Origin of the sequence: Phenylobacterium sp. (assembly GCF_030697925.1) — a bacterium.
GTDB lineage: Bacteria > Pseudomonadota > Alphaproteobacteria > Caulobacterales > Caulobacteraceae > Phenylobacterium.
Genome location: NZ_JAUYOJ010000215.1, coordinates 54,098 through 77,080, shown reverse-complemented (window position 1 = coordinate 77,080; position 22,983 = coordinate 54,098). Strand labels below are relative to the sequence as shown.

19 protein-coding genes are annotated in these 22,983 nt (G+C 67.9%); 4 read left to right on the top strand and 15 right to left on the bottom strand.

Annotated features, from left to right (window positions below; all coding sequences use genetic code 11):
- Nucleotides 1-17: 17 nt before the first annotated feature.
- Nucleotides 18-1,073 (top strand): XRE family transcriptional regulator, encoded by a 1,056-nt coding sequence (locus Q8Q88_RS21260; RefSeq protein ID WP_305677185.1) that lies wholly within the window; start codon nucleotides 18-20, stop codon nucleotides 1,071-1,073.
- Here the strand turns inward: Q8Q88_RS21260 and Q8Q88_RS21255 are convergent.
- The 10 genes from Q8Q88_RS21255 to Q8Q88_RS21210 all read right to left on the bottom strand — a co-directional run bounded on the left by Q8Q88_RS21255 (nucleotide 1,070) and on the right by Q8Q88_RS21210 (nucleotide 10,616).
- The gene (locus tag Q8Q88_RS21255; RefSeq protein WP_305677184.1) at nucleotides 1,070-1,414 is read right to left on the bottom strand and encodes a hypothetical protein; all 345 of its coding nucleotides are present in this window, start codon (nucleotides 1,412-1,414) and stop codon (nucleotides 1,070-1,072) included. The two genes, Q8Q88_RS21260 and Q8Q88_RS21255, sit on opposite strands and share 4 nt — an antisense overlap.
- Nucleotides 1,415-1,856: 442 nt before the next feature.
- On the bottom strand, nucleotides 1,857-3,692 hold the full coding sequence (locus Q8Q88_RS21250; protein WP_305677183.1) for a DUF885 family protein: 1,836 nt from the start codon (nucleotides 3,690-3,692) through the stop codon (nucleotides 1,857-1,859).
- Nucleotides 3,693-3,867: 175 nt separating this feature from the next.
- Complete coding sequence (locus Q8Q88_RS21245) at nucleotides 3,868-5,376, bottom strand: aldehyde dehydrogenase family protein (protein WP_305677182.1); 1,509 nt, start codon at nucleotides 5,374-5,376, stop codon at nucleotides 3,868-3,870.
- 11 nt (nucleotides 5,377-5,387) lie between these two features.
- Nucleotides 5,388-5,834 carry a cytochrome c gene (locus Q8Q88_RS21240; protein ID WP_305677181.1) on the bottom strand — a complete coding sequence of 149 codons (447 nt, stop codon included), beginning with the start codon at nucleotides 5,832-5,834 and terminating at the stop codon, nucleotides 5,388-5,390.
- Nucleotides 5,831-6,340: a methylamine dehydrogenase light chain gene (locus Q8Q88_RS21235; RefSeq protein WP_305677180.1), complete on the bottom strand. Its 510-nt coding sequence runs from the start codon at nucleotides 6,338-6,340 to the stop codon at nucleotides 5,831-5,833. Before Q8Q88_RS21235 ends, Q8Q88_RS21240 begins: the two co-directional genes overlap by 4 nt.
- Nucleotides 6,324-6,968 (bottom strand): redoxin family protein, encoded by a 645-nt coding sequence (locus Q8Q88_RS21230; protein ID WP_305677179.1) that lies wholly within the window; start codon nucleotides 6,966-6,968, stop codon nucleotides 6,324-6,326. The genes Q8Q88_RS21235 and Q8Q88_RS21230 overlap by 17 nt, the downstream gene beginning before the upstream one ends.
- Nucleotides 6,965-7,510 (bottom strand): MauE/DoxX family redox-associated membrane protein, encoded by a 546-nt coding sequence (locus Q8Q88_RS21225; RefSeq protein WP_305677178.1) that lies wholly within the window; start codon nucleotides 7,508-7,510, stop codon nucleotides 6,965-6,967. Before Q8Q88_RS21225 ends, Q8Q88_RS21230 begins: the two co-directional genes overlap by 4 nt.
- Complete coding sequence (locus Q8Q88_RS21220) at nucleotides 7,507-8,682, bottom strand: amine dehydrogenase large subunit (RefSeq protein WP_305677177.1); 1,176 nt, start codon at nucleotides 8,680-8,682, stop codon at nucleotides 7,507-7,509. The genes Q8Q88_RS21225 and Q8Q88_RS21220 overlap by 4 nt, the downstream gene beginning before the upstream one ends.
- Nucleotide 8,683: 1 nt before the next feature.
- Entirely contained in the window at nucleotides 8,684-9,076 is a 393-nt protein-coding gene (locus tag Q8Q88_RS21215) for a cytochrome c family protein (protein WP_305677176.1), read from the bottom strand.
- Nucleotides 9,077-9,161: 85 nt separating this feature from the next.
- Nucleotides 9,162-10,616, bottom strand: a complete 1,455-nt coding sequence (locus Q8Q88_RS21210) for an NAD-dependent succinate-semialdehyde dehydrogenase (protein ID WP_305677175.1) — start codon at nucleotides 10,614-10,616, stop codon at nucleotides 9,162-9,164.
- A 220-nt stretch (nucleotides 10,617-10,836) separates the two neighbouring features.
- Between Q8Q88_RS21210 and Q8Q88_RS21205 the strand changes: the two genes are divergently transcribed.
- Genes Q8Q88_RS21205 through Q8Q88_RS21195 form a run of 3 tightly spaced genes read left to right on the top strand, consistent with a single transcriptional unit; the run spans nucleotide 10,837 to nucleotide 13,285 of the window.
- On the top strand, nucleotides 10,837-11,580 hold the full coding sequence (locus tag Q8Q88_RS21205) for a TetR/AcrR family transcriptional regulator (protein ID WP_305677174.1): 744 nt from the start codon (nucleotides 10,837-10,839) through the stop codon (nucleotides 11,578-11,580).
- Nucleotides 11,581-11,614: 34 nt separating this feature from the next.
- Nucleotides 11,615-12,067, top strand: coding sequence for a GNAT family N-acetyltransferase (locus Q8Q88_RS21200; protein WP_305677173.1), 453 nt, complete (start codon nucleotides 11,615-11,617; stop codon nucleotides 12,065-12,067).
- A 24-nt stretch (nucleotides 12,068-12,091) separates the two neighbouring features.
- Nucleotides 12,092-13,285 carry an MFS transporter gene (locus Q8Q88_RS21195; protein ID WP_305677172.1) on the top strand — a complete coding sequence of 398 codons (1,194 nt, stop codon included), beginning with the start codon at nucleotides 12,092-12,094 and terminating at the stop codon, nucleotides 13,283-13,285.
- A 28-nt stretch (nucleotides 13,286-13,313) separates the two neighbouring features.
- Here the strand turns inward: Q8Q88_RS21195 and Q8Q88_RS21190 are convergent, their stop codons facing one another.
- The 5 genes from Q8Q88_RS21190 to Q8Q88_RS21170 all read right to left on the bottom strand — a co-directional run bounded on the left by Q8Q88_RS21190 (nucleotide 13,314) and on the right by Q8Q88_RS21170 (nucleotide 22,970).
- On the bottom strand, nucleotides 13,314-15,041 hold the full coding sequence (locus tag Q8Q88_RS21190) for an ATP-binding protein (protein ID WP_305677171.1): 1,728 nt from the start codon (nucleotides 15,039-15,041) through the stop codon (nucleotides 13,314-13,316).
- 98 nt (nucleotides 15,042-15,139) lie between these two features.
- Nucleotides 15,140-16,687, bottom strand: coding sequence for a peptide MFS transporter (locus Q8Q88_RS21185; protein WP_305677170.1), 1,548 nt, complete (start codon nucleotides 16,685-16,687; stop codon nucleotides 15,140-15,142).
- A gap of 18 nt (nucleotides 16,688-16,705) precedes the next feature.
- Complete coding sequence (locus Q8Q88_RS21180) at nucleotides 16,706-18,922, bottom strand: TonB-dependent receptor (RefSeq protein WP_305677169.1); 2,217 nt, start codon at nucleotides 18,920-18,922, stop codon at nucleotides 16,706-16,708.
- A gap of 260 nt (nucleotides 18,923-19,182) precedes the next feature.
- On the bottom strand, nucleotides 19,183-20,895 hold the full coding sequence (locus Q8Q88_RS21175) for a hydantoinase B/oxoprolinase family protein (protein ID WP_305677168.1): 1,713 nt from the start codon (nucleotides 20,893-20,895) through the stop codon (nucleotides 19,183-19,185).
- On the bottom strand, nucleotides 20,892-22,970 hold the full coding sequence (locus tag Q8Q88_RS21170; RefSeq protein WP_305677167.1) for a hydantoinase/oxoprolinase family protein: 2,079 nt from the start codon (nucleotides 22,968-22,970) through the stop codon (nucleotides 20,892-20,894). The genes Q8Q88_RS21175 and Q8Q88_RS21170 overlap by 4 nt, the downstream gene beginning before the upstream one ends.
- Nucleotides 22,971-22,983 lie beyond the last annotated feature (13 nt).

Below are 22,983 nucleotides of genomic sequence, written 5' to 3'. Positions count from 1 at the left end.
CAGATTAGGAGCAGGCGATGATCGGACGGAGATTGAAGGTGGCGCGAGCCTCTGCCGGCCTGTCGTTGCGCGAGCTTTCGGCTCGCATGGACGGCTTGGTGACGGCTCAGGCTATCGGCAAGTACGAGCGCAACGAGGACATGCCAGGGTCGCGGGTGCTGATCGCGTTGGCATCCGCGCTGCAGGTCAGCGAAGGCTATCTGCTGAGTGACGAAGAGCTTGTGCTCGAAGGCGTCGACTTCCGGAAAAAGACCTCGGCGAAGGAAGAGGCGACGGTCGAAGCGCTGACCATACAGATGCTCGAACGCTACCTGGCGATCGAGGACCTGCTGCAGCTGAAGAGCGTCGATTGGGAACAGCCGCGTAGCGCCCCCTATCCGGTGAGCGACATCCGTGACGCCGAGGACGCCGCCCGATCGGTGCGCGATGAATGGGGGCTGGGCCACGACCCCATTCCAAAGCTCGCCGAGCTCCTGGAAGAGCGCGGCATCAAGGTGCTCTCACTTGATCTGGAGGACATCGACGGCTTGGCCGCACGCGTTCGACGGCACGGCCGCGACGCGGCACGGGTCGTGGTGGTGCGCCGGAATATATGGGCCGAACGCAAGCGATTCACGCTCGCTCACGAGCTGGGCCACATGGTGATGACGCCGGCGCCGGGTGTGGATGAAGAGAAGGCCGCACACCGCTTTGCGGGCGCTTTTCTCATGCCCGCCGACGTTGTCCGCGCCGAGGTCGGGGCACACCGATCGATGATCAGCCTGGGCGAACTCGTAGCGCTGAAGAAGCGCTTCGGCGTGAGTGTGCAGGCAATTGCGTTTCGTTGCAGGGATCTTGGCATCATCGACGCCAAGGCCTTTTCCGCGCTCTATCGAGAATTCACGACGCGGGGTTGGCGGCGACCGCCCTTCGAAGAACCTGCGTGTATGGCCGCTGAGGAGGAAGAACCGAAGCGCTTCGAACGCCTGTGTCTCCGCGCCTTGGCTGAGAACGTCATCGGTGAAAGTCGCGCGGCTGAGATGTTGGGTATCTCCGTGCGGGAGCTGGACGCTCGCCTTGAAGAGGCGGCCTAAGCATGGCCGTGCTCGTCTCGGACACCTCGGTCATTATTGACCTTGAACGAGAATCCACAGGGTGCCGTGGACATCGAGTTGGTGAGCTTCGGCGCCACCACCATACAGCCGTGCCCGAGCTCGGTGAGCTGGCGGTGAATGCCGTAGCCGCAACAGCCGGCCTCATAGCAGAACTCCAACGGGTCGCCGTCCTTCGCCAGCCGCTTGGCCAGCTTGGCGACGTCCGTCGGCGTGTTGGGGACTTCGCCCAGGAACCGGACGGCGCCATCTCGGCCATCCTCCGCGACGCTGACCGAGATGCTGACCTTGTGAACGTCGAGACCGACGTAGAGCGTGCCCATGCCTTCCTCCGATGCTGCTGCATCGGCTCAGAATGCAGCACCAGGATCCCGACGGCTCGCCGCCGGCAGGAAGGACATACGGACTAAGTCACGAAGCAAAGGAAGGCTGCAAGGAGCCTGCGCGACGGGCGTCGCCCGGCGCTGCACGGCGGGACGCGCCGTCGAGCGGCCGCCGGCGCAGCAGGCGCGCGAAGCGGCGGACCCGTAGGAGCCGCGGAACGCGGCGGGACCGAGCACGCCCGCCGGCCGCTCTCAATTCCTCAACTCATTCCTCCGATGTTCGGGATCTGACTGCCCAAATGCCTTCGGTCTTGATGAGCGGCGCGTGGCTGTCGAAAGAAAGACGGTGCTCGGCGCGCAGAGTCTCGTCGAGGTCGACGGCCATCAGCCCGGCCAAACCGGCTCCACGTAACGGCGTGGCGTTCAGCCCCGCAGTGTAAGCCTAAGCCTTCGCGCCCGCGACATACCGGTCGATCACTGATTCCAGCACGGTCAGTGGCGCGCCGCCGGTGGAAACCACGGCATCGTTGTAGTCGCGGATGTCGAACCTACTGCCCAGCGCCGTCTTGGCCTTCTCGCGCTGCCGCACGATCTCGGTGTGGCCCACCTTGTAGCCGCAGGCCTGGCCGGGCGCTACGCAGTAGCGGTCGACCTCGCTGCTGACCGCGCCGTTGGAGCGGCCGGTCGCGGCGACCATCCATTCGATGGCGTGGGTACGGGTCCAGCGCTTGTCGTGCAGGCCGGAATCCACCACCAAGCGGGCGGCGCGAAACCGCTGGGCCTGCAGATAGCCCAGCCGGCTGAACGGGTCGTCCTTGTACATCCTGGCCTCGTCCGCCAGTTGCTCGGCATAGAGCGCCCAGCCCTCGATGAAGGCGTTGAAGTTGATGAACGAGGCGATCCTGTGGACCTCGTCCTGGCGCTCGGAGAGGTAGGCGCCCTGCCAGGCGTGGCCGGGGATCGCCTCGTGCATGGTCAAGCTGGTTAGTGTGTGGCGCGGCCAGTTCCCGGTGTCGGCCAAGTTCACGTAGTAGATCGCGGGCCGGGTTCCATCGAGCGAGGCGAAGTTCATATAGCCGAGGCCGGCGCCGGCCTCGATGTCCGGCGGCACGCGCTTGACCTGCACCGGCGCCTTGAGGCCCAGCTTCGAGAGATCCGCCATGTGCGGTCGGATCTCGGCGATCTTGCCGTTCAGATAGGCGATCAGCTGGGCGCGACCCTCGTCGGTGTTGGGATAGAGGAAGCGCGGGTCCTTGGTGAGGGCGCCCATCCGCTCGCCGACCGAGCCTTGCGTCAGCTCATGCGCCTTCAGCAGCTGGTCCAGCTGGGCGTCGATCGCCGCGCCCTGGTCGAGGCCCATCTGGTGGATCTCGGCCGGCGTCATCTCGGTGGTGGTGCCCTCCCTCAGGCCCCAGACGTAGTAGGCCGCCCCTTCGGGAAGCTTCCAGACCCCGGCGTCGGCGGTGGCCCTGGATTGCAGGGCCTGGAGCGCGGCGATCTGACGGTCGAGCGCCGGATATACCTTTTGCTCCACCAGCGCCGTCGCCTGGCCGGCGTAGTCGCCGGCTACACCCTTGGCCTTGGTCCGTTCGGTCACCGACTTGACGACGCCCTGCTCGGCCGCGGCGGTTCTCCGAAAGGCGGTGAGCTGGCCCAGCGTCTTGGCCAGGATGAAGTCCGGCAGGATCACGCCTGCGCCCGCGTCGGCCTGGATCCGGTCGGTCTCCTGGTCGAGCGCGGCGCCCATCAGGCCGAGGCGAGCGATGTAGCTGTCGGCGTCGGCCTTGCCGGCGATCTGGTGCTGGGCGTTCAGGAACTCCGGGCCGTTGGCGATCAGGCCGCCCTGCTGGCTGACCACATAGGGGTTGGCGGTGTCCACGCCGTAGGAGAACCGGCCGCCCTCGGCGCCGGCCTGCTGGGCATAGAGCACGGTGTCGTAGAGCGTCAGATCGTAGCCGGAGAGGCTGGCGCGGGGGATGGCCGCCAGGCGCCTGGCGCGGTCGGCGTAGTCCGCGACGGCATTGCGACGCGCGGCGGCGGAACGGTCGTTGAGCTTGCTCCGCTCGGCAGCGTATTTGCCGGTGTCCAGGCCGAGAGTGGTGGCTGTCTCCGGCGAGTCGCGCAGCATCTCGTCGACGAAGGCGTCGAGCACGGCGGCAAGCTCAAAGTTGGCAACGGGTGCGGAAACGGAAGAACCGGCGGCGGCCAGTGACGGCGCACCGGCGGCCAGGGCCGCGGCGGTGGCGGTCAGCAGCATCTGGCGGCGATTGGTGGTCATTTCTGCAGACTCCCTGAAAGATTGCGGCCGGCCCCAGCCGACCCGCGCGGCGCGGGCAACCGGAAAGGGACTACTCGCAACGGCTGGAAGAAGACGGCTGCCGGGACGAATCCCGACAGCCGCAAGTTACGCCGCGAGGGCGCTATCCGGGGGAGGATGCCGGATGAGAGCAAGCTCAGTGGGCCATGCAGACCGACTTCAGCTCCGTGTAACCTTCGAGAGAGGCGAGGCCGAAATCGCGGCCGATGCCGGACTCCTTGAAGCCGCCGAACGGCATGTTCGGGTCGAGGACGTTGTGGCTGTTGACCCAGACGGTGCCCGCCTGGAGCCGCGGCACATAGTCGAGGACCTTCTTCAGGTCATTGGTCCAGAGCGATGCGGTCAGGCCCATGCTCGTGTCGTTCGCGAGCCGCAGCGCCTCGGCCTCGTCGTCGAACGCGGTGACGGTCACAACGGGCCCGAACACCTCCTGGCGCGAGATCGCCAGGTCCGGCCCGGCGTCCACGATCACCGTCGGGCGCACATAGTAGCCGGGTCGGTTCGGCAGGTCGCCGCCTGCGACGATGCGGGCGCCGTCGCGCCTGGCGGTCTCGATGCTTCCGATCACCTTGTCCCGATGGGCGGCCGAAACGACCGGATTCACCTGAGCGGAGGCGTCCATGCCAGGGCCGATCGAAAGGCCGTCCACGGCGGCCACGAGGGCCTCGACGAAGGCGCCGTAGGTCTCCCTCGCCACATAAAGCCGCGACGAGGCGGCGCACACTTGGCCGTTGTTGAAGAACCCGCCGAGCAGGGCTCCCCCGACGGCCTGGTCGATCGGCACATCCTTCAGGAAGATCGCCGGGTTCTTGCCGCCGAGCTCAAGGGAGGTCCGCACCAGCCTGCCTGCGGTGGCGAGCGCGATCGCCTTGCCGGTCTCCGTCGATCCGGTGAAGGTGACCTTCGACACCAGCGGGTGGTCGACGAGCGCGCGCCCGGTCGCGCCATCGCCGGTGATCAAGTTCAGGACCCCGGCGGGCAGGCCCGCCTCGGCGGCGAGTTCGGCCAGCCGAAGGCTGGTGAGGGGCGTGACCTCTGACGGCTTCAGCACCACCGTGCAGCCCGCGGCGAGGGCAGGCATGATCTTCCACAGCCCGATCATCATCGGGAAGTTCCAGGGCGCTATGGCGGCCACGACGCCCAACGGCTCGCGGCGTGTGTAGGCCGTGAACTTCGCACCCGGGATCGCGCCGATCGAGACGTCTAGGGTTTCGCCCGTAAGCTTGGTGGTCAGGCCGGCGATGTAGCGCATGTAGGCGGGCGCGCCGCCGATATCGACGTGGCGCGCGATGTTGATCGACTTGCCCTGGTTGAGGGTTTCGAGCTGGGCGAGCTCCTCGGCGTTGGCCTCCACGGCGTCGGCAAAGCGCAACAGGATGCGCTCCCGCTCGGCTGGCGGCAGGCCGGTCCAGGCTCCATTGGTGAACGCCTCGGCGGCCGCCTTCACGGCCGCGTCGACATCCTGGGCGTTCGCGCAGGGGACCCGCGCGATGACCTCGCCCGTTGCGGGATCGTGGACGTCCAGCAGCGCCACCGCGGCCGGCTCGCGCCATGCACCGCCGATGAACAGCTGATGCCGGCGGGCGAGGAACGCCGTCACCCGCGGGTCGGTCGGAGTCAGTGAGGCCGGTTGCGCCTGGTCCATCGTTCGCTTCCTCAGTCCTGGTTTCGAGATTTCGGGGACATGCGATCCGGCAGCCGGCGGATGTCGGCGGCCAGGGCGGCGCGCACCTCGGCGACGTCCTTGAGCCGGACCGCCCGCAGGGCGCTCACTTCGCCGGCGCTGTAGGGGGCAAGCGGGCCCTGCAATCCGGGCTGCATGCGCGGGATCAACCAGTTGAGCAGTTCGGCGATGTCGGCGTCGCTCAGCTTCGAGTTGGACGTCCCCGGAACCTGGACGATGAAGGCGCGTCCGCCGGGCGCTCGGAGCAACTCGCCCAGCTGTCCGCGCATGTCGGGCACGCGCCCTGGGACACCGCGGCCGTCTGGAAGATGACACCCCTGGCAGTTGAGCATGTAGTTGACCTGGGGCGTGCCGGCGGCGGCGGGCGACGCGAGAGTCAGCGCCAGCAGCAGGACCGGCGGGATCTGCGATCCCCTCATTCGGCCACGCCAAGCACGACGGCGGTCGAGCAGTTGTAGGCGACCCCCGAGCGTGTCCCCAGGCACCAGTCCAGGTCGTTGGCCTGCTGCGGTTGGTAGACCGGCGTGTCACCCTCGTTGCGATAGCATTCGCAGCGGCCGCAGGCGCTTTTGCCACAACAGTCGTTGTACGAGATGACGTAGTTCAACCCATCTTCTGGGTTGCGGCAGGTCCCCACCCAGGTGATCGGCGACGGCTCCGTGCCCGGCGGGCACGAGGACGCCGAGCCGCCGCAGCAAGTGCAGAGGAAGCCGTCGATACCGCAGTAGCGCCAGTAGCTGCACGAGGTCGGATCGCTCGCGTCGCCGGACTTGGAGGTCATCGCGTTCGCGCGGGAGACCGGCAGCAGTGGCATCGCCGATGCGCCGAACAGCGCGCCGATTCGCGCCACCAGCCCGCGCCGCGACAGCTTCCGCGCGACGCCGCGCGCGACCCTTTCGGCGAGGCGATCAACCCTGGAAATCATCAGCTGTCTTCCGGTTCCGAGGCGTGATGGCGAGCGCTGGCGGCGCATCAGCGAGGAAGGCCTGGAGCGAGGCCACCCCACGGGCTTCGGCCTCAAACAGGCTCTCCAGATGCTCGCGGTTGTTGACGAGACCTTTCGCCGCGATGCGGCCATCTGCGCGCAACAGCACCGCGTACGGAAGCCTGGAGACCTGGAACGCGACGCCGAGCGGCGTGGAGAGGACGAGGGGGAAGGCCTCCAGGCGCAGCTCTCGAACCATCCGCAACTGCGCTTCGTGGTCGCCATCGCTGGCGAGGACGAGGTCGAGCGTGGACGACCGCCGGGCGGCCATCGACTTCACGACAGGGGCGAGCGACTTGCAGACTGGACACTTCGGCGAAAGAAAGAAGAGCAGGATCGCGCGGCCCTGGGGCGTGCCGATGCTGACCCGCCGCCCATCGAGGGCCGTGAGGTCGAACGTGGGCGCGAGCGAGCCGACCGCCGGTCCGCCGGCCAGGACCAGCGCGCCGACCGGTCCCATGCGCTCGTGCAGCACGCCGATCTGCCGCAGGGCGACCAGAAGGAGCAGCGCGAGCAGGAGCAGGAGCGCCCACTGCAAGCCGAGGACGACAAGAAGGGAGCCGGTCATGCCGCGGTCCGCCGACTGGGTAGACCGATGAGGGTGTCGACTGCCAGGTAGAGGACGGTGGCGACGGCCAGGCCCGCCGCCACCGTCAGCAGGTCCACGCCGCTGAGGTCTCGCGCGACGCGAGGCAGGACCGCCGGGGCGGCGGCGAGCGAGGCCAAGGCGAGGTTGCGAGCCACCATGGACCAACGGAGGCCTCGCGAGGGCGCTCCCCAGCCGAGGCATCCGCAGTCGATGTCGCGCTCGCCACGCATGAGTTTGACGGCGAGGACGACGGCGTAGCTCGCCAGCAGCGACGCGATGGCCCCGAACGCGAAGCGGGCCACCGCCTCGGTCGGCGCGGCCAGCACCGCGACGCCGACCACCAGTTCCAGGACGGTCAGCCCCGCCGCGCCGGCGAACGTCCAGCCGGCAGGGACGAGACGATAGGCGCTGAGCGCCACCCGGAAGGCCGCGGGATCCCGCGCCTTCTTCATGGCCGACGCCACGAGGAACAGGCCGAAGGCCATCCTCGTGAGCAGTAGGAGGACGGGGTCGAGCGTCATCGCGTCGGCTCCGCCAGCGGAGCCGGTTGCAGGTAGGACAGGGCGTCGCCTAGTTGGTCGACGACCCGGAGCTTCGCGCCCGTGGCGGCGTCGTAAACGACCAGATCGCGGACCCCGGCCATGACAGTGAACAGTAGGGGCTGTTCGTCGGAGCTGACGGCGACAGAGGTGGCGGGCGCGGCAAGCTTACGTCGTTCCAGGCGGCGTCCGATCCGTGCGTCGTACACCCAGACCTCCGTGCCGGGATCCTTGTGCGTTCCGTCGCCGCCCCGGTGCATGAGCGCGAACAGCCGGTTCGTGCGTGTGTGGAAGGCGGCGGGTTGCAGGCCCCCGATGCGCCATCCCGACGTTGCCGCGTCGGTGAGCCGCCAGGCGAGTCCCGCCTTCAGCTGGCCGCCGCCGCCGTCGACCTCGTGGATCTCACCGGAGTAGGTGAAGAGCAGCCAGCGATCAGGCGCGATCCGAACCGGCTTCTCCGTCGCGGGATCGCCGTCCGCAAACAGCTTGGCCGTCCGCTCGCCCAGCGTTAGGCGCCCATCGGGCGCGATGGAAACGGCTTGCAGTGACGAGTCGGCGCACTGCATGAAGAACCGGCGTGGCCCGAGGGGGTAGATCAGGCCGCAGCCTGGCGTGGGAAACTCGCCCACGACCTTCCGCGCGACGAGGTCGACAACCGTCACCGATTGCTCGGGGGTGAAGTTGTAGATGAGCGAGAAACGCCCGTCGTCCGTGGCCGCCATCGCGCCGACGAACGGTGCGCCGATGTAGCGACGCGGCGGGATCACGACCTCCTCGCCGGGGGTGAGGGTCGCCTTGTCGTACAGAGTCACGACATCCGTCCGCTCGCCGCGCGAGCCGCGCGAGTAGTACGTCGAGGGCACGGCGAACTCGGCCCCGGCCGGCGTCATCTGCAGCAACGTGTGGCTGTAGCCGGCGCTGACCATTCCGAGGAAACGTCCGGAATCGCCGTCGATGAGGTAGGCGCGGCCGTCGGGCATCCGGCTGAACGAGACGTCGTTCACCCAGATCCAGTGTGGGTTCCAGGCGGCGGGCAGCGTCTCGGTGCGTAGCTCCTCCGGCTCGATGGGGGCCGCCTGCCCGTGCGCGGGGCACAGCAGGGCCAGCCCGATCGCCAGGGCCGGCAACGACACCGGGGTCAGGGACCGCGCCATCCTAGCTCCTCGACGCCAGGTAGGCGACAAGGTCGGCGCGGGTCGCGGCGTCGGAGATACCGCCGAACGCCATCCGGTTCCCGCGAACGACCGTCTGCGGCGCACGCAGGAAAGCGTCGAGCCGCGCCTTGTCCCATACGAAATCGGCCTTCGCCATCGCCCGCGAATAGGTGAAGCCGGGCGCGGAGCCGACTTTCCGGCCCAGCAGGCCGGCGAGGTTCGGGCCGATGCTGGGGCCAGCGCCGGCGCGGGTCGAATGGCATATGGCGCATCTTCCGAAGGCGCCCTCGGCCCCCGGCCGAGCTTGCGCCCTGGCCGCGAGCGGCAGGCTGACCGCGGCCGTCATGAACAGGATCGCCACGATCGGGCGCCATGCGCCCACGCCCTTCGACATCGTTCCCTCGCTGGCTCGATATGATCGAAATCGTTCTAAAACTATCACATGAATACTTTCAGGACGCAACGGTTTGTCCGCCTCGCTATCGCGCGGAGAGGTCCAAGGAGAGGTATTTCAGGTCCAGGTACTCATCGATTCCGTACATCGAGCCCTCGCGGCCGAACCCGGAATCCTTCACGCCGCCGAACGGCGCCGTCTCTGTGGACATGGCGCCGACATTGATCCCGACCATGCCGCACTGCAGGGCCTCGCCGACCCTCAACGCCCGGCCGAGGTCGCTGGAATAGACGTAGCTGGCGAGCCCGAAGGGTGTCGCATCGGCGAGCGCGACAGCCTCGTTTTCGGTGTGGAACCTGTAGAGCGGCGCCACCGGCCCGAAGATCTCCGCCTGGCACAATTGCATGTCCGCAGTGGCCTCGGTGAGGACCGTCGGCTGGAAGAACGTCCCGCCGAGCACATGCCGTCCGCCGCCGGTCAGGACGCGAGCGCCCTTGTCGACGGCGTCGGCGATCAGCGCCTCCACCTTGTCGACGGCGGACTGGTCGATAAGCGGCCCCTGCTGTGAACCGGGGGCGAGGCCTGGCGCGACCACGAGCGCCTTGGCCCGGGCCGCAAGGCGGGCGCTGAACGCGTCGTAGATGCTGTCCTCCACCAGGAGCCGGTTCGCGCAGACGCATGTCTGGCCGCTGTTGCGGAACTTCGACTCGATCGCGCCCTCGACGGCCGCGTCCAGATCGGCGTCGGCGAAGACGATGAAGGGCGCGTTGCCGCCCAGTTCCAGCGACACCCGCTTCAGCGTGGCGGCCGAGCGCGCGAGAAGCTGCCGGCCCACCGCCGTCGAGCCGGTGAATGTCAGCTTCCGTACGGCGTGGCTGTCGATCAATGCGTTCCCGATCGGCTCGGCCTCTCCGGGGATGATGTTGAGGACGCCGGGCGGGAGGCCGGCCGCCTCCGCCAAGACGGCGAGCGCCAGGGCGGAAAGTGGAGTCTGGGGCGCAGGCTTGAGGACCAAGGTGCATCCGGCGGCGAGGGCGGGCGCGACCTTGCGCGCCACCATGGCGGCCGGAAAGTTCCACGGCGTGATGGCGGCGACCACGCCGACCGGCTGCTTGAGGACCAGCGTCCGCCGATCGGCCCTGGGCGCTGGGATCAGATCGCCATAGACGCGGCGCGCCTCCTCGGCGAACCAGCCCAGGAACGCCGCCGCCTGGGCGATCTCGGCGCGCGCCTCCGCCAGCGGCTTGCCCTGCTCGCGCGTGAGCAGTTTGGCCAGGGGCTCGATACTCTCCAGCACGAGGTCCGCCCAGCGACGCAGGAAGGCGGCGCGCTCCGCCGCCGGGCGGGCGCGCCAGGCCGGGAGCGCCTCGGCCGCGCAACCGATGGCCCGCTTGGCGTCCTCCCGCGACAGGTGGGCGACCTCGCAGATCTCCGATCCGTCGGCGGGATCCGTGATCGCCAGGCGGCGGCCGTCGAGGGCGTCGCACCAGAGGCCGCCGACGAACGCCTGACGTCGGATAAGGGTGTCGGGAGGGGTCATCTGCGCTCCATGGCCGGCGCTACAAGCGGGGTGCGGCCGGCGCGCGGCGCGCGTCCCGGCAATTCCTATCTAGAAGCAGTCATAATATCGACTCGATATTTTACTTTCAATATCTATCATTTTATGGCTGTATCCGGATCACACGCGGCGGCCAGGCTCCGGCGCCGACGTGAGATGTATTGGCGGTGCGCTATTAGGCTGATAGTGATTCGGAACCTTGATGCGTCGCGGCCCGGATGTCCGGAAGTCCGCTGCGCCGGAGGCGGCCGGAGTGGCGCATCGCGGGATGGCTTGCGCCCCCGGGCCAGTCCGCCGACGTTGCGCCGAGGAGCCGGATTCCCTGATGACAGTAGAGCTCACCTTGAGAGGCCGTCAGAAGATGGTCGTTCGGGATTCCGTCCTGGATGCGGCGCTCTCGCTGTTTTCCGAGGTCGGCTATCAGAAGGCCACGATGCAGGCCATCGCCACCAAGGCGGGCATCGGCATCGCCACGCTGTTCCGGCATTTCAAGACAAAGGCCTCGGTGCTGGCGGACCTAGTTCGCCGCGACCTGGAGGAACTGTTTTCCGAGAGCCAGACGCTGCTCGACGACCCTCCCGAGGATCCGAAGGCCGGGATAACGGCCTTCTGCCTCCTGATGGTCACCATCCTCGACAAGCGCAGCAAGTCAATCCGTCTCAAGCCGACCCTGTGGCCGGCGACGTCCACGGGCCGCGCGGAGACGGACGAGGTGGTCCGCTATGCGGATGCAGAATTGCGACGGCAGCTCACGGCGCTGGTCAAGTATTACCAGAAGAACGGAACGATTTCAGACGCCTTCAAGGCCCCGGAACTCGCCGCGATCATCTTTTATGTCTACAACAGCTACTATGTCGAATTCAATTTCGGCCTGATAAAGACGCGGGCTCAGCTTTCAAAGAAAGTCCGAGAAAGCGTGGGCGTCCTGTTCGAATCCTGGACGTAGCCGGACGGCGGTCCTGGCGTTCCATGGGTGCGACATGCCGGTGACGGTCCGTCCGGCGACGCCCGCCGACCATCAAGCCTGGCTGCCCCTGTGGCGGGGCTACCAAGAATTCTACGCGGTCAGCCTGCCTGAGGACACCACGGCGAGCACTTGGGCGCGGTTTCATGATCCCGCCTCGCCGCTGCATTGCGCGCTCGCCGTGGGAGCCGACGACCTGCCGGTCGGGCTTGTCCATCTGATCTTGCACGGCTCGACCTGGTCGGCCGCGCCGCATTGCTACCTGTCGGACCTCTTCGTGCCGCCCGAGCTGCGAGGCAAGGGCGTCGGGCGCGCGTTGATCGCCTATGCGTACGACTGGGCGCGGGGCCGCGCCTGCTCATGCGTGCATTGGCTGACCCATCAGGACAATGGTGCCGCGCGCGCGCTCTACGACCAGGTCGCCGTGCATCGCGGCCACATCCGTTACGAGAAGATCCTGGCCGACTGACCACCGAACCGAGAGGGGGTCGTCATGCGACTGTCCGACACGAACGCCCTCGTCCTGGTCACCCTTCTGGGGTTGATCGGCAACAGCACCGCAATCGTGCAGCCGCTTCTGGTCGGCCTGATGGTCGACAGCTATGGGCTTACCCCGTCGGCCGCCGGCATGGTGTCGGCGGTGGAGATGACCGCCTTCGGCGGGGCGGCCCTGCTGATCGCCGCCGTTGTGTCACGGTTTGATCGCCGCGGCCTGTGCGCCTGCGCCCTCGGGATGGCGGCCGCCGGCAATCTGGCGGCGTCATTCGCCGGCGACACGACGGTGCTGGTGCTCAGCCGGGTGGTCGCGGGGGCCGGGGCCGGCGCGTCGCTGGCCATCAGCGGCGCCATCATCGCCGGCCACCGGGAGCCCGACCGCGTCTATTCGATCACCACCATGGGCATGCTGGCCTATGCCGGCGTGTTCCTGACCACGGTGCCGAACCTCATGCAGGCGTGGGGATCGGCCGCCGCCTTCCTGGTGATGGCCGCCATCGCGGCGCTGACCCTGCCGTTCGCCTTTGCAGCGCCGCGGCCCCCGGCGCGGACCACCGACGCGGCGGCAGGCGCCGGCCGGCGTCCGCCCTTGCGCGACGCAGCGCCGCTGCTTGCGGCCGCCTTGGTCCTCTACGCGGGGCACGGTGCGGTATGGACCTATGAAGAGCGGATGGGCGTGGCGATCGGGATGTCCGTCGCCGAGGTCGGCGGCACCCTGGGCCTCGCATCGATCGCGGGATTCATCGGCGCGGCGATCGCCGCGATCCTGGGGTCCCGGATCAGTCGGACGGCATCGCAGGTCATAGCCCTTGGCCTGTCCGCCACCGCGGCCGTGATCATCGTCCTGGCGCGTACTCCGGAACTCTACACGGCAGGCGCCTGCCTGATCGCGCTGGCCTGGTTCTTCGGCCTTCCCTACCTCAACGGCGTCGCCGCCGGGCTGGATCCTGAGGGACGCACCGCGGCGTTGACAGCCGCGATGCTGAACTTTGGCACCGCGCTGGGGCCGTTCCTCGCCTCGCTCATCCTGGTGGCGAACGGCTATCTCTGGGTCGGCGTCCTCGCCGCTACGATGTACCTCGCTTGCCTGGGCCTGATCGTTCCGCTCGCGCGGCGGCTCGACCGAACCCGGGGAAGACATGGACTCGCCTCAGAGCTTCGACCTGGGGCCTCGTCGGCGGCGGGCTCCTGAGCGTTGGATCGGCCGTGCGCGCGAAGCGTCAGGCGACCATCCGCCGATCGTCGGCCACAGCCCGGTTGATCGCGGCAAACAATTCGCGCGCATCGACCGGCTTTCGGACGAAGCCGTTCATGCCGGCCGCGAGGCAGTCGTTCACATCCTGCGATGAGACGGATGCGCTCAGCGCGAGGATCGGCATATGCCGGTTCGGCCCGGGCTCGCCGCGGAGGTGGAGCGTGGCGTCGATACCCGAAAGACCGGGCATGTTCACGTCCAGAAGGGCGATGTCGAACCTGTGCCGACGAAGCATGCGCAAAGCCTCGTCACCATCTACGGCGACCTCAACCTGTGCGCCGGTGCTTTCCAGCATCATCGCGAACGCCGTGCGGTTCACCTCGTGATCGTCAGCAATCAGCACCAAGAGGCCGCTCTCCTCGCCCATCGCCTCGAGCGTCGGCGCCGCGGCATCCTGCGGGGGCTCGGCCAGCGGCAGGGGCAGATCGAGCCGGAAGGTCGAGCCTTCCCCGAGCTTGGTTTCCACGCTGAGGTCGCCGCCCATCAGGTTGGCGAGGTTGCGACTGATGTTCAGCCCCAGTCCCGTGCCGCCGTGATTGCGCGCAGTTGCAGCGCCGAGCTGCTCGTACGCGCCGAACAGTCGCGCGGCGTGCTCGGGCGACATGCCCGGGCCGGTGTCCGTCACCGACAGCGCCAGGTGAGGCGACATCGAAACCCGCAGGGTCACGGACCCGCTGGGCGTAAACTTCAACGCATTCGAGATGAGGTTGTTGAGGATCTGCCGTAACCGGGTCGGATCGCCGGTGACCCATCTCGGCGTCTGCCGCATCCCTTCGGGACGGAGCCGGAGTCCGCGGCTGAGCGCTTCGGTTCGCCAGAAGGCGAAGGCTTCCCGAACCAGCCCGCGCAGGTCGAAGGCAATCTCCTCGACGCTCATGCGGCCCGCTTCGATCTTGGAGAGATCGAGGAGGTCGTTCAAGAGCGTCCGCATCATCGTGGTGGAACTCAAGATCAGGTTAGCATTGCTCTCGACGGCGGCGGGGGAACTGGATCTGTCCAGGCTGCCCGCACCCGCGAGGATGGCGCTGATCGGTGTCCGCAGTTCGTGCCCGACCATGGCCATGAACTGCGATTTGGCCTCGGTGGCTCGCTGCGCCTCGGCCCGCGCCCCCTGCTCGGCCTGCAAGGTCTTGCGACAGAGTTCTGCGGCGAGGAACGCCACGAGGATGAAGTACGCGGTCGACCAGGCGATGGCGGCCAGTTCGAACCCGTCGATGCCCGCGCGCATTGCCACGAGCGGTAGCAACAGCATCGCGGCCCCTTGAGGGATCGCGCTTGCTGCAAGTCCTACTCGCGATGCGCCGCTGGTGAGGATGGCGTTGATGGCGGCTCCTGCGATCACGAGAGCCGCGCAGAGGATTCCCCAATGCCCGCCATTCCAGGCCGCAGCCATTGGCAACACAGCGAAGACGACGCCGCTCAGGAACACGGCGCCGACCGACAGGCGTCGGCCGGCCGCGGTAATCAACTGTTCCGGCAGGCGACGCACGGGGAAGCAGATCGATTCGAGGCCCTGCAGCGCTGAGAAGCCGACCAGCCAGGCAAGCGTCAGCTGCCAGCCTGCTAGCGATTGGACCATGGCGGCGGTCACCGCGCATACGAAGAGCCTGAACCGAAGGCGCTGCGCCCGCACGAGCATCACATCTTGCAGATCCTGGTCTTCCTGGAGGGCGCGGTCCAACGCCTTCAGCATCGGCTCAGTCTCCCGTACGCAAGCAGGCAGCTTCACGCCTGCGGCGCTAAGAAAGGGAAAAGGCGGCTGTGATACGTCGTCGCAGGTTGCGGCGCTTCTTAAGGCCCTGGACGATTGGGTGGGGGCTTGGTCGCGCCGATCTCTCCGGCATAGCGCTGGAGTCGGCCCGCCGCGACCAGCAGCACGACACCGGCGGCGAGCCCGATGACGCCCAGCGCCATGAACAGCGGGGAAAACGCCGCGGCGCCGAGGTCCGCCCGCGTCAGGTCCGGGGCGTGAGCGCTGGCCGAGGCGGCCAGATAGCCTCCCGCGGCCATGCCGAAGAACCAGATCCCGGCCATGACCCCGGCGGCGCGAGGCGGCGACCAGCCCGTGACCATCGCCAGGCCTGCGGGCGCGAGCAGGCACTCACCGACGGCAAAGGCGAAGTACATGGCGACGACGAAGATGGCGGGGACTTGGCCGTGGTCTCCGAACGCGCCGATCGCCAGGACCATGATCGCGAATCCCGCGGCCACGCCGATCAGGCCAAGGGCGAATTTCCGGGAGACGAAGGGGCTCGCGCCCCGGCGAGCCAGGACCAGCCAGAGCGCGCTGAAAGCCGGCCCGAGCAACAGCACGAACAGCGGCTCCAGCGACTGGAACACGGAGGCGGGCGCCTCGAAGCCGAACAGCTGGCGGTCCACGTGCCGGTCCGTGAAGAGGCTCAGGGAGCCCCCGCCCTGTTCCAGCAGCGCCCAGAACACGATGGAGAATGCGACGTGCCCCAGCACCAGCAGCATGGCCCGGCGCTCCGATGGGCCGCAGCCGATCAGGAAGCGCACAGCGCCCACGGAGAGGACCAGGGACGCGGCCAGCATGATCTGACCGAAGGCGGCCGGGTGGTTCAGCGCGAACCAGATGCCGGTGGTCAGTAGCGTCAGCCCGGCGCAGATCGCCGTGCCGAGCGTCGCCGTCATCGCGGGGCCGACCACGGGCGTCATGTCGGCGAGAACCACGTCGCGTCTTCGCAGGACGAACAGCAGGAGGCCCGTCGCAACGCCCACGCCCGCCGCGCCGAAGCCGAAGGCCCAGCCGAAGGTTTCCCCGATGAACCCGCAGACCAGCGGACCCAACACCGCGCCGCCATTGATGCCCACGTAGAAAAGGGTGAAGCCGCTGTCGCGCCTGGGGTCGTTCGAACCATAGAGCCGCCCGACCAGGGCGGTGCTGTTGGGCTTCAGCAAACCGGTTCCGATGGCCACGAGCGAGAGCGACAAGAGGAAAAGGCCGTCCCCAGCCGCCGTCATACCGGGAAGCGAAAGCCGTATCACCGTGCTGGCGACGAGCCCGGCGTGAGCCAGTACGATCAAGCTCCCGCCGAGGACGATCGCGCGCGGCGCGCCGATCAGGCGATCCCCGGCCAGCCCGCCCAGGAGGCCGGTCAGATAGACGATCGAGGTGTAGCCGCCGTAGATCAACAGGGCGGATCGATCGTCGTGATCCAACTCCTTGACCAGGTAGAGCACCAGCAGCGCCCGGGTTCCGTAGTAGCTGAACCGCTCCCACAGTTCCGTCGCCGAGAGGATCAGGAGCCCCGCCGGGTGGGCAGGGCTCCTGTGCTCGTGCGGGCTCGATCGGTGCTCGCCGGAGTCCCCGCCGTCCATCCGCAGGTCCGACCGCGCCTAGAACGACTTGCGGACGGCGAAGCCCACCGTTCGCGGACGGTTGGTTGCGTACCGGGGCCGACCCGGCAGTTCCGCGGCGATCGATCGAGTGTCCGACAGGTTGGCGTGCTCGTTGAACAGGTTCTCGACGAAGGCGGTGAACGTCGCGTCCTCGTAGGTCAGGCCTGCCGCCAGGTTCACCAGCTGGTAGGGCCTGCGCACCCGAGCCTCGCTGAAACCTGGTTCCCCGGGGTCCTGGACAAACGTCGTGAAGCTCTTGCTCACCCCTGACACGTCGGCGCGAACGAAGCCGTCGAACATGGCGCCCAGGCTGAAGTCGTACTGCGCCGAGGCGGTGAAGTTGAACCTTGGGATCTGCAGGACGCGGTCGCCGACCTTGGCCGTAAGCGACGGATCGCTCTCGGTGAACTGGGCGTCGGTGTAGCCAAGCCCCCCCGAGAGGCTGAGCCCATTGACGGGCCGGGCCGTGACCTCCAGTTCCGCGCCGCGGCTGCGCGCCGCCCCGGCGTTGCCTGTGAAGGCGAAGCCGCAGTTGATGAGCAACTGCGACTGCTGAATGTTCTTCCATTCGATCTGGAACACGGAGCCCCGCGCGGTGAGGCGGTTATCCTGTGTCGCGGCGTTCGCTCCGACCTCGTAGTTCCAGAGGCTGTCAGGCCGGTACTGTTCAGCGCTGGAGACGCCCAGCGCCCGCAGGTCGGCGTCGCAGCGGGTCGGCAGCTTGCCGTTGAGCCCGCCCAGTCGATAGCCCTTGGAAGCGACCGCATAGACAAGGACCTTGGAGCTCACGTCGAACTCCACCCGGGCCTTGGGGTTCAGGCCGTCGGCTCGGGTGACCCCCGAGTTGGAGGTTGGCCCACCGTTGAAAATGCCATCGGCCCGCCGGTTGCGGTCCTGCTTGGCGTCGAAGTACCGCAACCCGGCGGTGGCGCGCAGGCGCTCCGTCAGGTTGTAGGTCAGCTCACCGAACAAGGCGAGCTCCCGCGTCTGGTCGCGGGAATCCAGGAAAAAGGTCTGGTCAGTTCCAAACGCTCGCTGACCGGCTGGCAACCCGATGAAGGCGGAATAGGCCGCGTCGAAGCCCGGGGCGGGCCCATCGAACAGGCGCTGGCGCTTGAGATCCGAGTAGTAGGCCCCGCCGGTGAACTGGAAGCGCTTGCCAGGCCGCGTGACGATCCGGGCCTCCTGGACGAAGCGGTCGTAGTTCAGGCCCTCGCGCAAGGCCGAGGGGAAGGCGAAGTCAAAGCCGAACGGTGAGGCGATCAGGTCGCTTTGGTCTTCGATCTCACTGAAGTTTCGATCGAGGTACGAGGTCGAGGCGATCAGTTCGGCCCAGCCAAGATCGTAGTTGAAGGCCACCGAGGCGTGGGTCCACCGGTCCTCAAGCGGCTCTTCGAGGCCAAAGAGACGGAACTGGTCAAATTCGCCGGGACGGATGTCGGCCCACGGCGCGCCGTCGGCCTTCTGATGCTGGTGCATCAGCCGCGGCGTGATGGTCAGATTGTCGGTGGCTTGGATCAGCAGCGTGAGCTGTCCTCCCCACTGCCGTTGGCCGTCGATGTTTCGCTCGCGCCGCTGGGCCGGCCCCACGCCGATGATGCGGTCGAAGACGCCGCTGTCGGACTGGAAGAAGCCGGAGACACGCAGCGCGGCCTTGTCGCCCGCGATGGGGACGTTCATGGCGGCCTTGAGGTCGTAGTTTTCGCGGCCTTCGCGCACCTGGGAGATCGACGCTTCCGCGTGGCCGGAGAGGGTCGTCGGGTCGGGTGCGCGGGTTATGATCCGGACCGTGCCGCCCATCGAGCCGCTGCCGTACAGGGTGCCTTGCGGCCCCCTGAGGACCTCGATGCGTTCGACGTCGGAAATCTTCGGATCGAGATCGCCCGGGACCGGCGTGTCGTCGATGTAGACGCCGACCGTGCCTGTGCCCGCGATGCCGCGCAGGGCGATGCCCCGCCCGTTCCGTCCGTCGTTCTGCGTCGAGCCGCCATAGGCGAAGGAGAGGTTGGGTACGAAGGTGGCATAGTCCTCGAATGCTTGGACTTGCGCCTTCTCCAGCGTGTCGGATCCCAGGACCGACATGCTCATCGGAACATCCTGCAGGGACTGGCTGCGCTTCTGGGCTGTGACGATCACTTCCGCGACCGTGTCGTCGGCTGCGCCGGCCTGGGCCCGCGCCTCGCCGACGCAGCTCATCGCGAGCAACGAGGCCATGATTGGCGCGGTCTTGAGCGACCGCCGTCCAGCCCGCCGCAAATCTATCTTCTGTCCGTTTGTCATTGTGCACCCCTCCCGCCGACGCGTCCTAGCGACGCTCTTCATTCCGATCCGATGATTTATTGTAGTACCAGAATGATAGTTGCGTGCATTTCACTATCATTCGAGTATGTCAAGCGGCGGCGAGTGCCGGGCTTAGCGCGCTGGCGTTTTGTCGTGGGTTGATTGAGCCCGTTGCGGGGTCCAGTGGGCGCGCGTCAGGTCTCGAAGCCGTAGACCGCCGCCGCGCGTTCGGAGGAGAGCAGGCCCGCCTCCAGGTCGCGGCGAACAGCCTGCCGGTCGCGCTCGCGCGGCGGCCCGTAGCCGCCGCCGCCGTTGCAGGTCGCTATGACGAATTCGCCAGGCTGGACGCGGACCTGGGCGGCTTGGGGCAGGCGCTCGAGCGTGCCGTCCGCGTGGCGGATCCATTGGTCCGCCGGCCCGCCGACCCCTCCGCCGCGCACGCCCTGGGCAGGGTTGAGGTTCCCGTCCGAGACATAGGCGATGTCCATCCAACCGCCGACCGGTCCGTACTCCACCGAGAGCGAAGGCGCGCCACAGAACCTGCCGGCGCCCTCACTGTCGCGCACCAGCCGCCGGTGCGCGACGTGCAGCGGATGGTAGAGCTCGCTCAGCTCAACGCTGTCGATGAACCCAAGGCCGGCGTTGCCGACGTGCAGGCCCGTCAGCCAGGCGTCGGCCCCGGGGCGGCCGGGCGCCGAGGTGCCACCCAGGAACATCTGGTTCACATAGGCCTTGCCGTTCCGCGGATCGACGCCGGAGATGACCGGCGAGGTGGCTGGGATCGGCGCGCCGTATTCGGCCATCCCGATCCCATCACCGATCTCCGCCAGAGCGGCTTGGACACAGTTGGCCACCCGGTCGGCGAGATTGGTCGTCGCCGCCGAACAGCTGTGCGGATGCCGCGGGATCCCGACCACGCAGTTCTCGCGCAAGCGCACCGAAATTCGGCGGAAGGCGCCGGCGTTCTTGGGCACGTCGCCATCGATGCTGTTGAACACGCCCAGCATCGCCGACGTACGCGCGCAAGCCTCGCTGAGGTTCAGGCCGCAGGGAAGGCAGTCGAGATTGTCGGTTAGGTCGACCTCGATGGAACCGGCCTCGGGCTGTACGCGCACGATCACGCGGACGGGTACGCCGTCCGACGGGGTGCCAGGGAAGGGATCGTGAATGCTGACCCGGCTAGCGACGGCGTTCGGGAGCCGCCGCAGGGCAGCGGCCATCCGGCGCTCACTGTATTCGAACCAGGACCCGCAGAAGGCCGCCAACTCGTCCCAACCGATCTCTTCGCCCAGCGCCTTCAACTCGCGCTCGCCGATCCGGGCGGAACCGACCATGGCCGCGTAGTCACCGCGCCACTGCTCGGGGACGCGAATCCGCGCCTCGCACATACGTATGAAGTCGGCGATGTCTTCGTAATCGCGCTGCACTTGCACCGACGGAAAGATCAGGGCGCCTTCCTCGTAGACATCGCGCGCGGCGGCGAAATACGTGGTGGGTGTCGAGTTGCCGATGTCGGCCTGATGGGCCTTCACCAGCACGGTATATCGGTGGCGGCCCATACCGTCGAAGACCGGCGCCAGCAGGGTGTGGTCGGCCGGATGGCTGCAGCCATGATAGGCCGAGTTGTTGAGAAACGCGTCGCCGGGCGCCAGGTCGGGTTGGAACCGCACCATGGCCTCGGCCATCAGGTCGGGCCCGCTGAGAACGTGGATGGGCAGGCTGTCGGCCGATGACAGGAGGTGTCCATCGGCGGTGACGATGCAGCACGAGAAGTCCCGCGCCCGGTTGAGCACCCCCGAGCGCCCTGTGCGCAACAGGGTATTGGCCATCTTGCGCACCACGCCGTCGACCCGATTGGCGAGGATGCCCAGCCGCGCGGGATCGCGGACTTCAGCCAGTCCGCTCATTGTGCGCCTCCGGAGCTGATGATGAGGCCGATGCGGTCGTCGAGCCGGCAGCTGGCCAGCAGATCGACCACGATGGTGGTGAACGGCGTCTCCACGACCAACGGCCCGCTCAGGTCGCCCTGGGCCGCGATCTCCGAAAGGCTGAAAACCGGCGTCCGTACCGGCTGCGGGTCGTCGTCGAACCACATGGGGCGATGGTGCGAGGGGCGGGCCAGTTCAACGTCGCGCTGTCCCAGGACGGCGCGGCCGGACCGTCCAAGGTCGATGCTGACCGCCGCGCACCAGGTCACGATCTCCACCTCCGAGCCTGGGTCGTCATAGCCGAACAGGCTTCGGTGGGCGGCGTGGAAGGCCTGGCGCAGGGCCTCGACGTCCGCGGCGCCCACGAACTTGGCCGTCTGGAAGGGCACGTCGATTTCCCAGACCTGGTTCGGGTAGCGGGCCTCCGCATGAAACTCGATGGTCGTGCTCCCGGGGTCGCCGCCGGCGCCCTCGGCGAACTCGCGGCACTGGGCCGAGAGCGCCGCCAGGACGGCGTTTACGACGGCAAAGGGGAAGTCAGCCGTCTCCGAGAATCGGGTCGCCCGGAAGTAGGCGCGGATGTCGGACAGCAGGGCGCCCGCCGCGCTAAGGCAGGGGCCGACGAAGGGCACGACGACCCGCCTGCACCCAAGGCGTCGGCCGATCAGGGTGGAGTTCAGCCCCGCCGCGCCGCCGCCGCCGATCAAGGTGGCGGCCGCCGGATCGATGCCCTGACGGACCGTGATGTCCTGGATCGCCTGCACCATGTTCTCGGTGGCCATGCGGCGGATGGCGAGGGCCATTTGTTCAATGGACACGCCGGCGGGCTTGGCGATCCGCTCCACCGCCGCCCGCGCGGCGGCCGCGTCGAGTGGAATCGCACCTCCCAGGAAATGGTCCGGATCCACGTGGCCCAGTACGACGGCTGCATCCGTTAGGGTCGGCTCCAGCCCGCCCTGGCCAAAGCAGGCAGGCCCTGGCCTGGAGCCGGCGCTATTGGGTCCGACCCGCAGCAACCCGCCTTCGTCGAACCAGGCGATGCTGCCCCCGCCCGCGCCCACGCTTTTGACGTCCACCGACGGGAAGCCGGTCATCAGCCCCTCATAGGGACGGCCGATCCAAGTCTCGCGGGTCATTGGAATCCGACCGTCGCGGATGAGCGTGACGTCGTAGGTCGTGCCGCCGGTATCGGCGACGATGATGTCGCCTGACTCCTCCAGAACCGCGGCGATCGCCCGGCCGGCCACCGGCGCGAGCGAAGGGCCGGAGTTCAGGCTGTGGATCGGGGTGCGCGCCAACGCATCGGCGCCGACCATGCCGCCCTGGGACGTTTGCACAAGTAGCCTGCCGGAGAACCCCGCGGTCTTCAGGCGCTCATGCAGCGAGCCGAGATAGCGCGTCATCAGCGGCTTCAGCGACGCGTCGACCGCAGTCGAGATCGCCCGGCGAAACTCTCGCAGACTTGGGTTGAGCTGGTGGGATAGCGTGTAGGGAACGCCTGGCAGTCTTGATGCGATGAGCTCCCCCACCCGCAGTTCGTGGGCGGGATTGGTGATCGACCACAGCAGGCAGCAGGCGATCGCTTCCACTTCAAGTTGCTCGAGGCGATCGAGGATCGCGGCCGTCCGGGCTTCGTCGAGCGGCGTAGTGATCCGGCCCGCATGATCGATCCGTTCCGGGAGCTCGAAGGTTAGGGCCCTCGGCACATAGGGCGACGGATAGGCGAGGTGGTGGTCGAATGCGTTGGCGCGCCCGCCCTCGCGCAGCACCAAGATGTCAGGATGGCCGGCGGTCGTCAGGAAGGCGGTGCGCGCCGTCCGGCCTGTGACGATGGCGTTGATGGCGTGGGTTGTTCCGTGGATGACCGTATCGACGCGCCGCAGGAACGCGGCGAGGTCCGCACCGTCGGCCGCCGCCGCGAGGCCGATGGCCGCAATGACTCCCTCGATCGGGTCGGCCGGTGTCGTGGGCGCCTTGAACATGGCCACCGACCCGTCGTCGCGCTCGACGATCAGGTCGGTGAAGGTCCCACCGGTGTCGCAGGCCAGTCTCATCGCGAAGACGGCC

What these genes read in the sequence shown, in the direction of transcription:
- Q8Q88_RS21175 (WP_305677168.1), bottom strand. Translation starts at nt 20,895, where the DNA reads ATGAGCGGACTGGCTGAAGTCCGCGATCCCGCGCGGCTGGGCATCCTC.
- Q8Q88_RS21230 (WP_305677179.1), bottom strand. Translation starts at nt 6,968, where the DNA reads ATGACCGGCTCCCTTCTTGTCGTCCTCGGCTTGCAGTGGGCGCTCCTG.
- Q8Q88_RS21255 (WP_305677184.1), bottom strand. Translation starts at nt 1,414, where the DNA reads ATGGGCACGCTCTACGTCGGTCTCGACGTTCACAAGGTCAGCATCTCG.
- Q8Q88_RS21260 (WP_305677185.1), top strand. Translation starts at nt 18, where the DNA reads ATGATCGGACGGAGATTGAAGGTGGCGCGAGCCTCTGCCGGCCTGTCG.
- Q8Q88_RS21190 (WP_305677171.1), bottom strand. Translation starts at nt 15,041, where the DNA reads ATGCTGAAGGCGTTGGACCGCGCCCTCCAGGAAGACCAGGATCTGCAA.
- Q8Q88_RS21200 (WP_305677173.1), top strand. Translation starts at nt 11,615, where the DNA reads ATGCCGGTGACGGTCCGTCCGGCGACGCCCGCCGACCATCAAGCCTGG.
- Q8Q88_RS21215 (WP_305677176.1), bottom strand. Translation starts at nt 9,076, where the DNA reads ATGTCGAAGGGCGTGGGCGCATGGCGCCCGATCGTGGCGATCCTGTTC.
- Q8Q88_RS21220 (WP_305677177.1), bottom strand. Translation starts at nt 8,682, where the DNA reads ATGGCGCGGTCCCTGACCCCGGTGTCGTTGCCGGCCCTGGCGATCGGG.
- Q8Q88_RS21170 (WP_305677167.1), bottom strand. Translation starts at nt 22,970, where the DNA reads ATGAGACTGGCCTGCGACACCGGTGGGACCTTCACCGACCTGATCGTC.
- Q8Q88_RS21210 (WP_305677175.1), bottom strand. Translation starts at nt 10,616, where the DNA reads ATGACCCCTCCCGACACCCTTATCCGACGTCAGGCGTTCGTCGGCGGC.
- Q8Q88_RS21245 (WP_305677182.1), bottom strand. Translation starts at nt 5,376, where the DNA reads ATGGACCAGGCGCAACCGGCCTCACTGACTCCGACCGACCCGCGGGTG.
- Q8Q88_RS21235 (WP_305677180.1), bottom strand. Translation starts at nt 6,340, where the DNA reads ATGATTTCCAGGGTTGATCGCCTCGCCGAAAGGGTCGCGCGCGGCGTC.
- Q8Q88_RS21250 (WP_305677183.1), bottom strand. Translation starts at nt 3,692, where the DNA reads ATGACCACCAATCGCCGCCAGATGCTGCTGACCGCCACCGCCGCGGCC.
- Q8Q88_RS21180 (WP_305677169.1), bottom strand. Translation starts at nt 18,922, where the DNA reads ATGGCCTCGTTGCTCGCGATGAGCTGCGTCGGCGAGGCGCGGGCCCAG.
- Q8Q88_RS21225 (WP_305677178.1), bottom strand. Translation starts at nt 7,510, where the DNA reads ATGACGCTCGACCCCGTCCTCCTACTGCTCACGAGGATGGCCTTCGGC.
- Q8Q88_RS21185 (WP_305677170.1), bottom strand. Translation starts at nt 16,687, where the DNA reads ATGGACGGCGGGGACTCCGGCGAGCACCGATCGAGCCCGCACGAGCAC.
- Q8Q88_RS21205 (WP_305677174.1), top strand. Translation starts at nt 10,837, where the DNA reads ATGCGTCGCGGCCCGGATGTCCGGAAGTCCGCTGCGCCGGAGGCGGCC.
- Q8Q88_RS21195 (WP_305677172.1), top strand. Translation starts at nt 12,092, where the DNA reads ATGCGACTGTCCGACACGAACGCCCTCGTCCTGGTCACCCTTCTGGGG.
- Q8Q88_RS21240 (WP_305677181.1), bottom strand. Translation starts at nt 5,834, where the DNA reads ATGAGGGGATCGCAGATCCCGCCGGTCCTGCTGCTGGCGCTGACTCTC.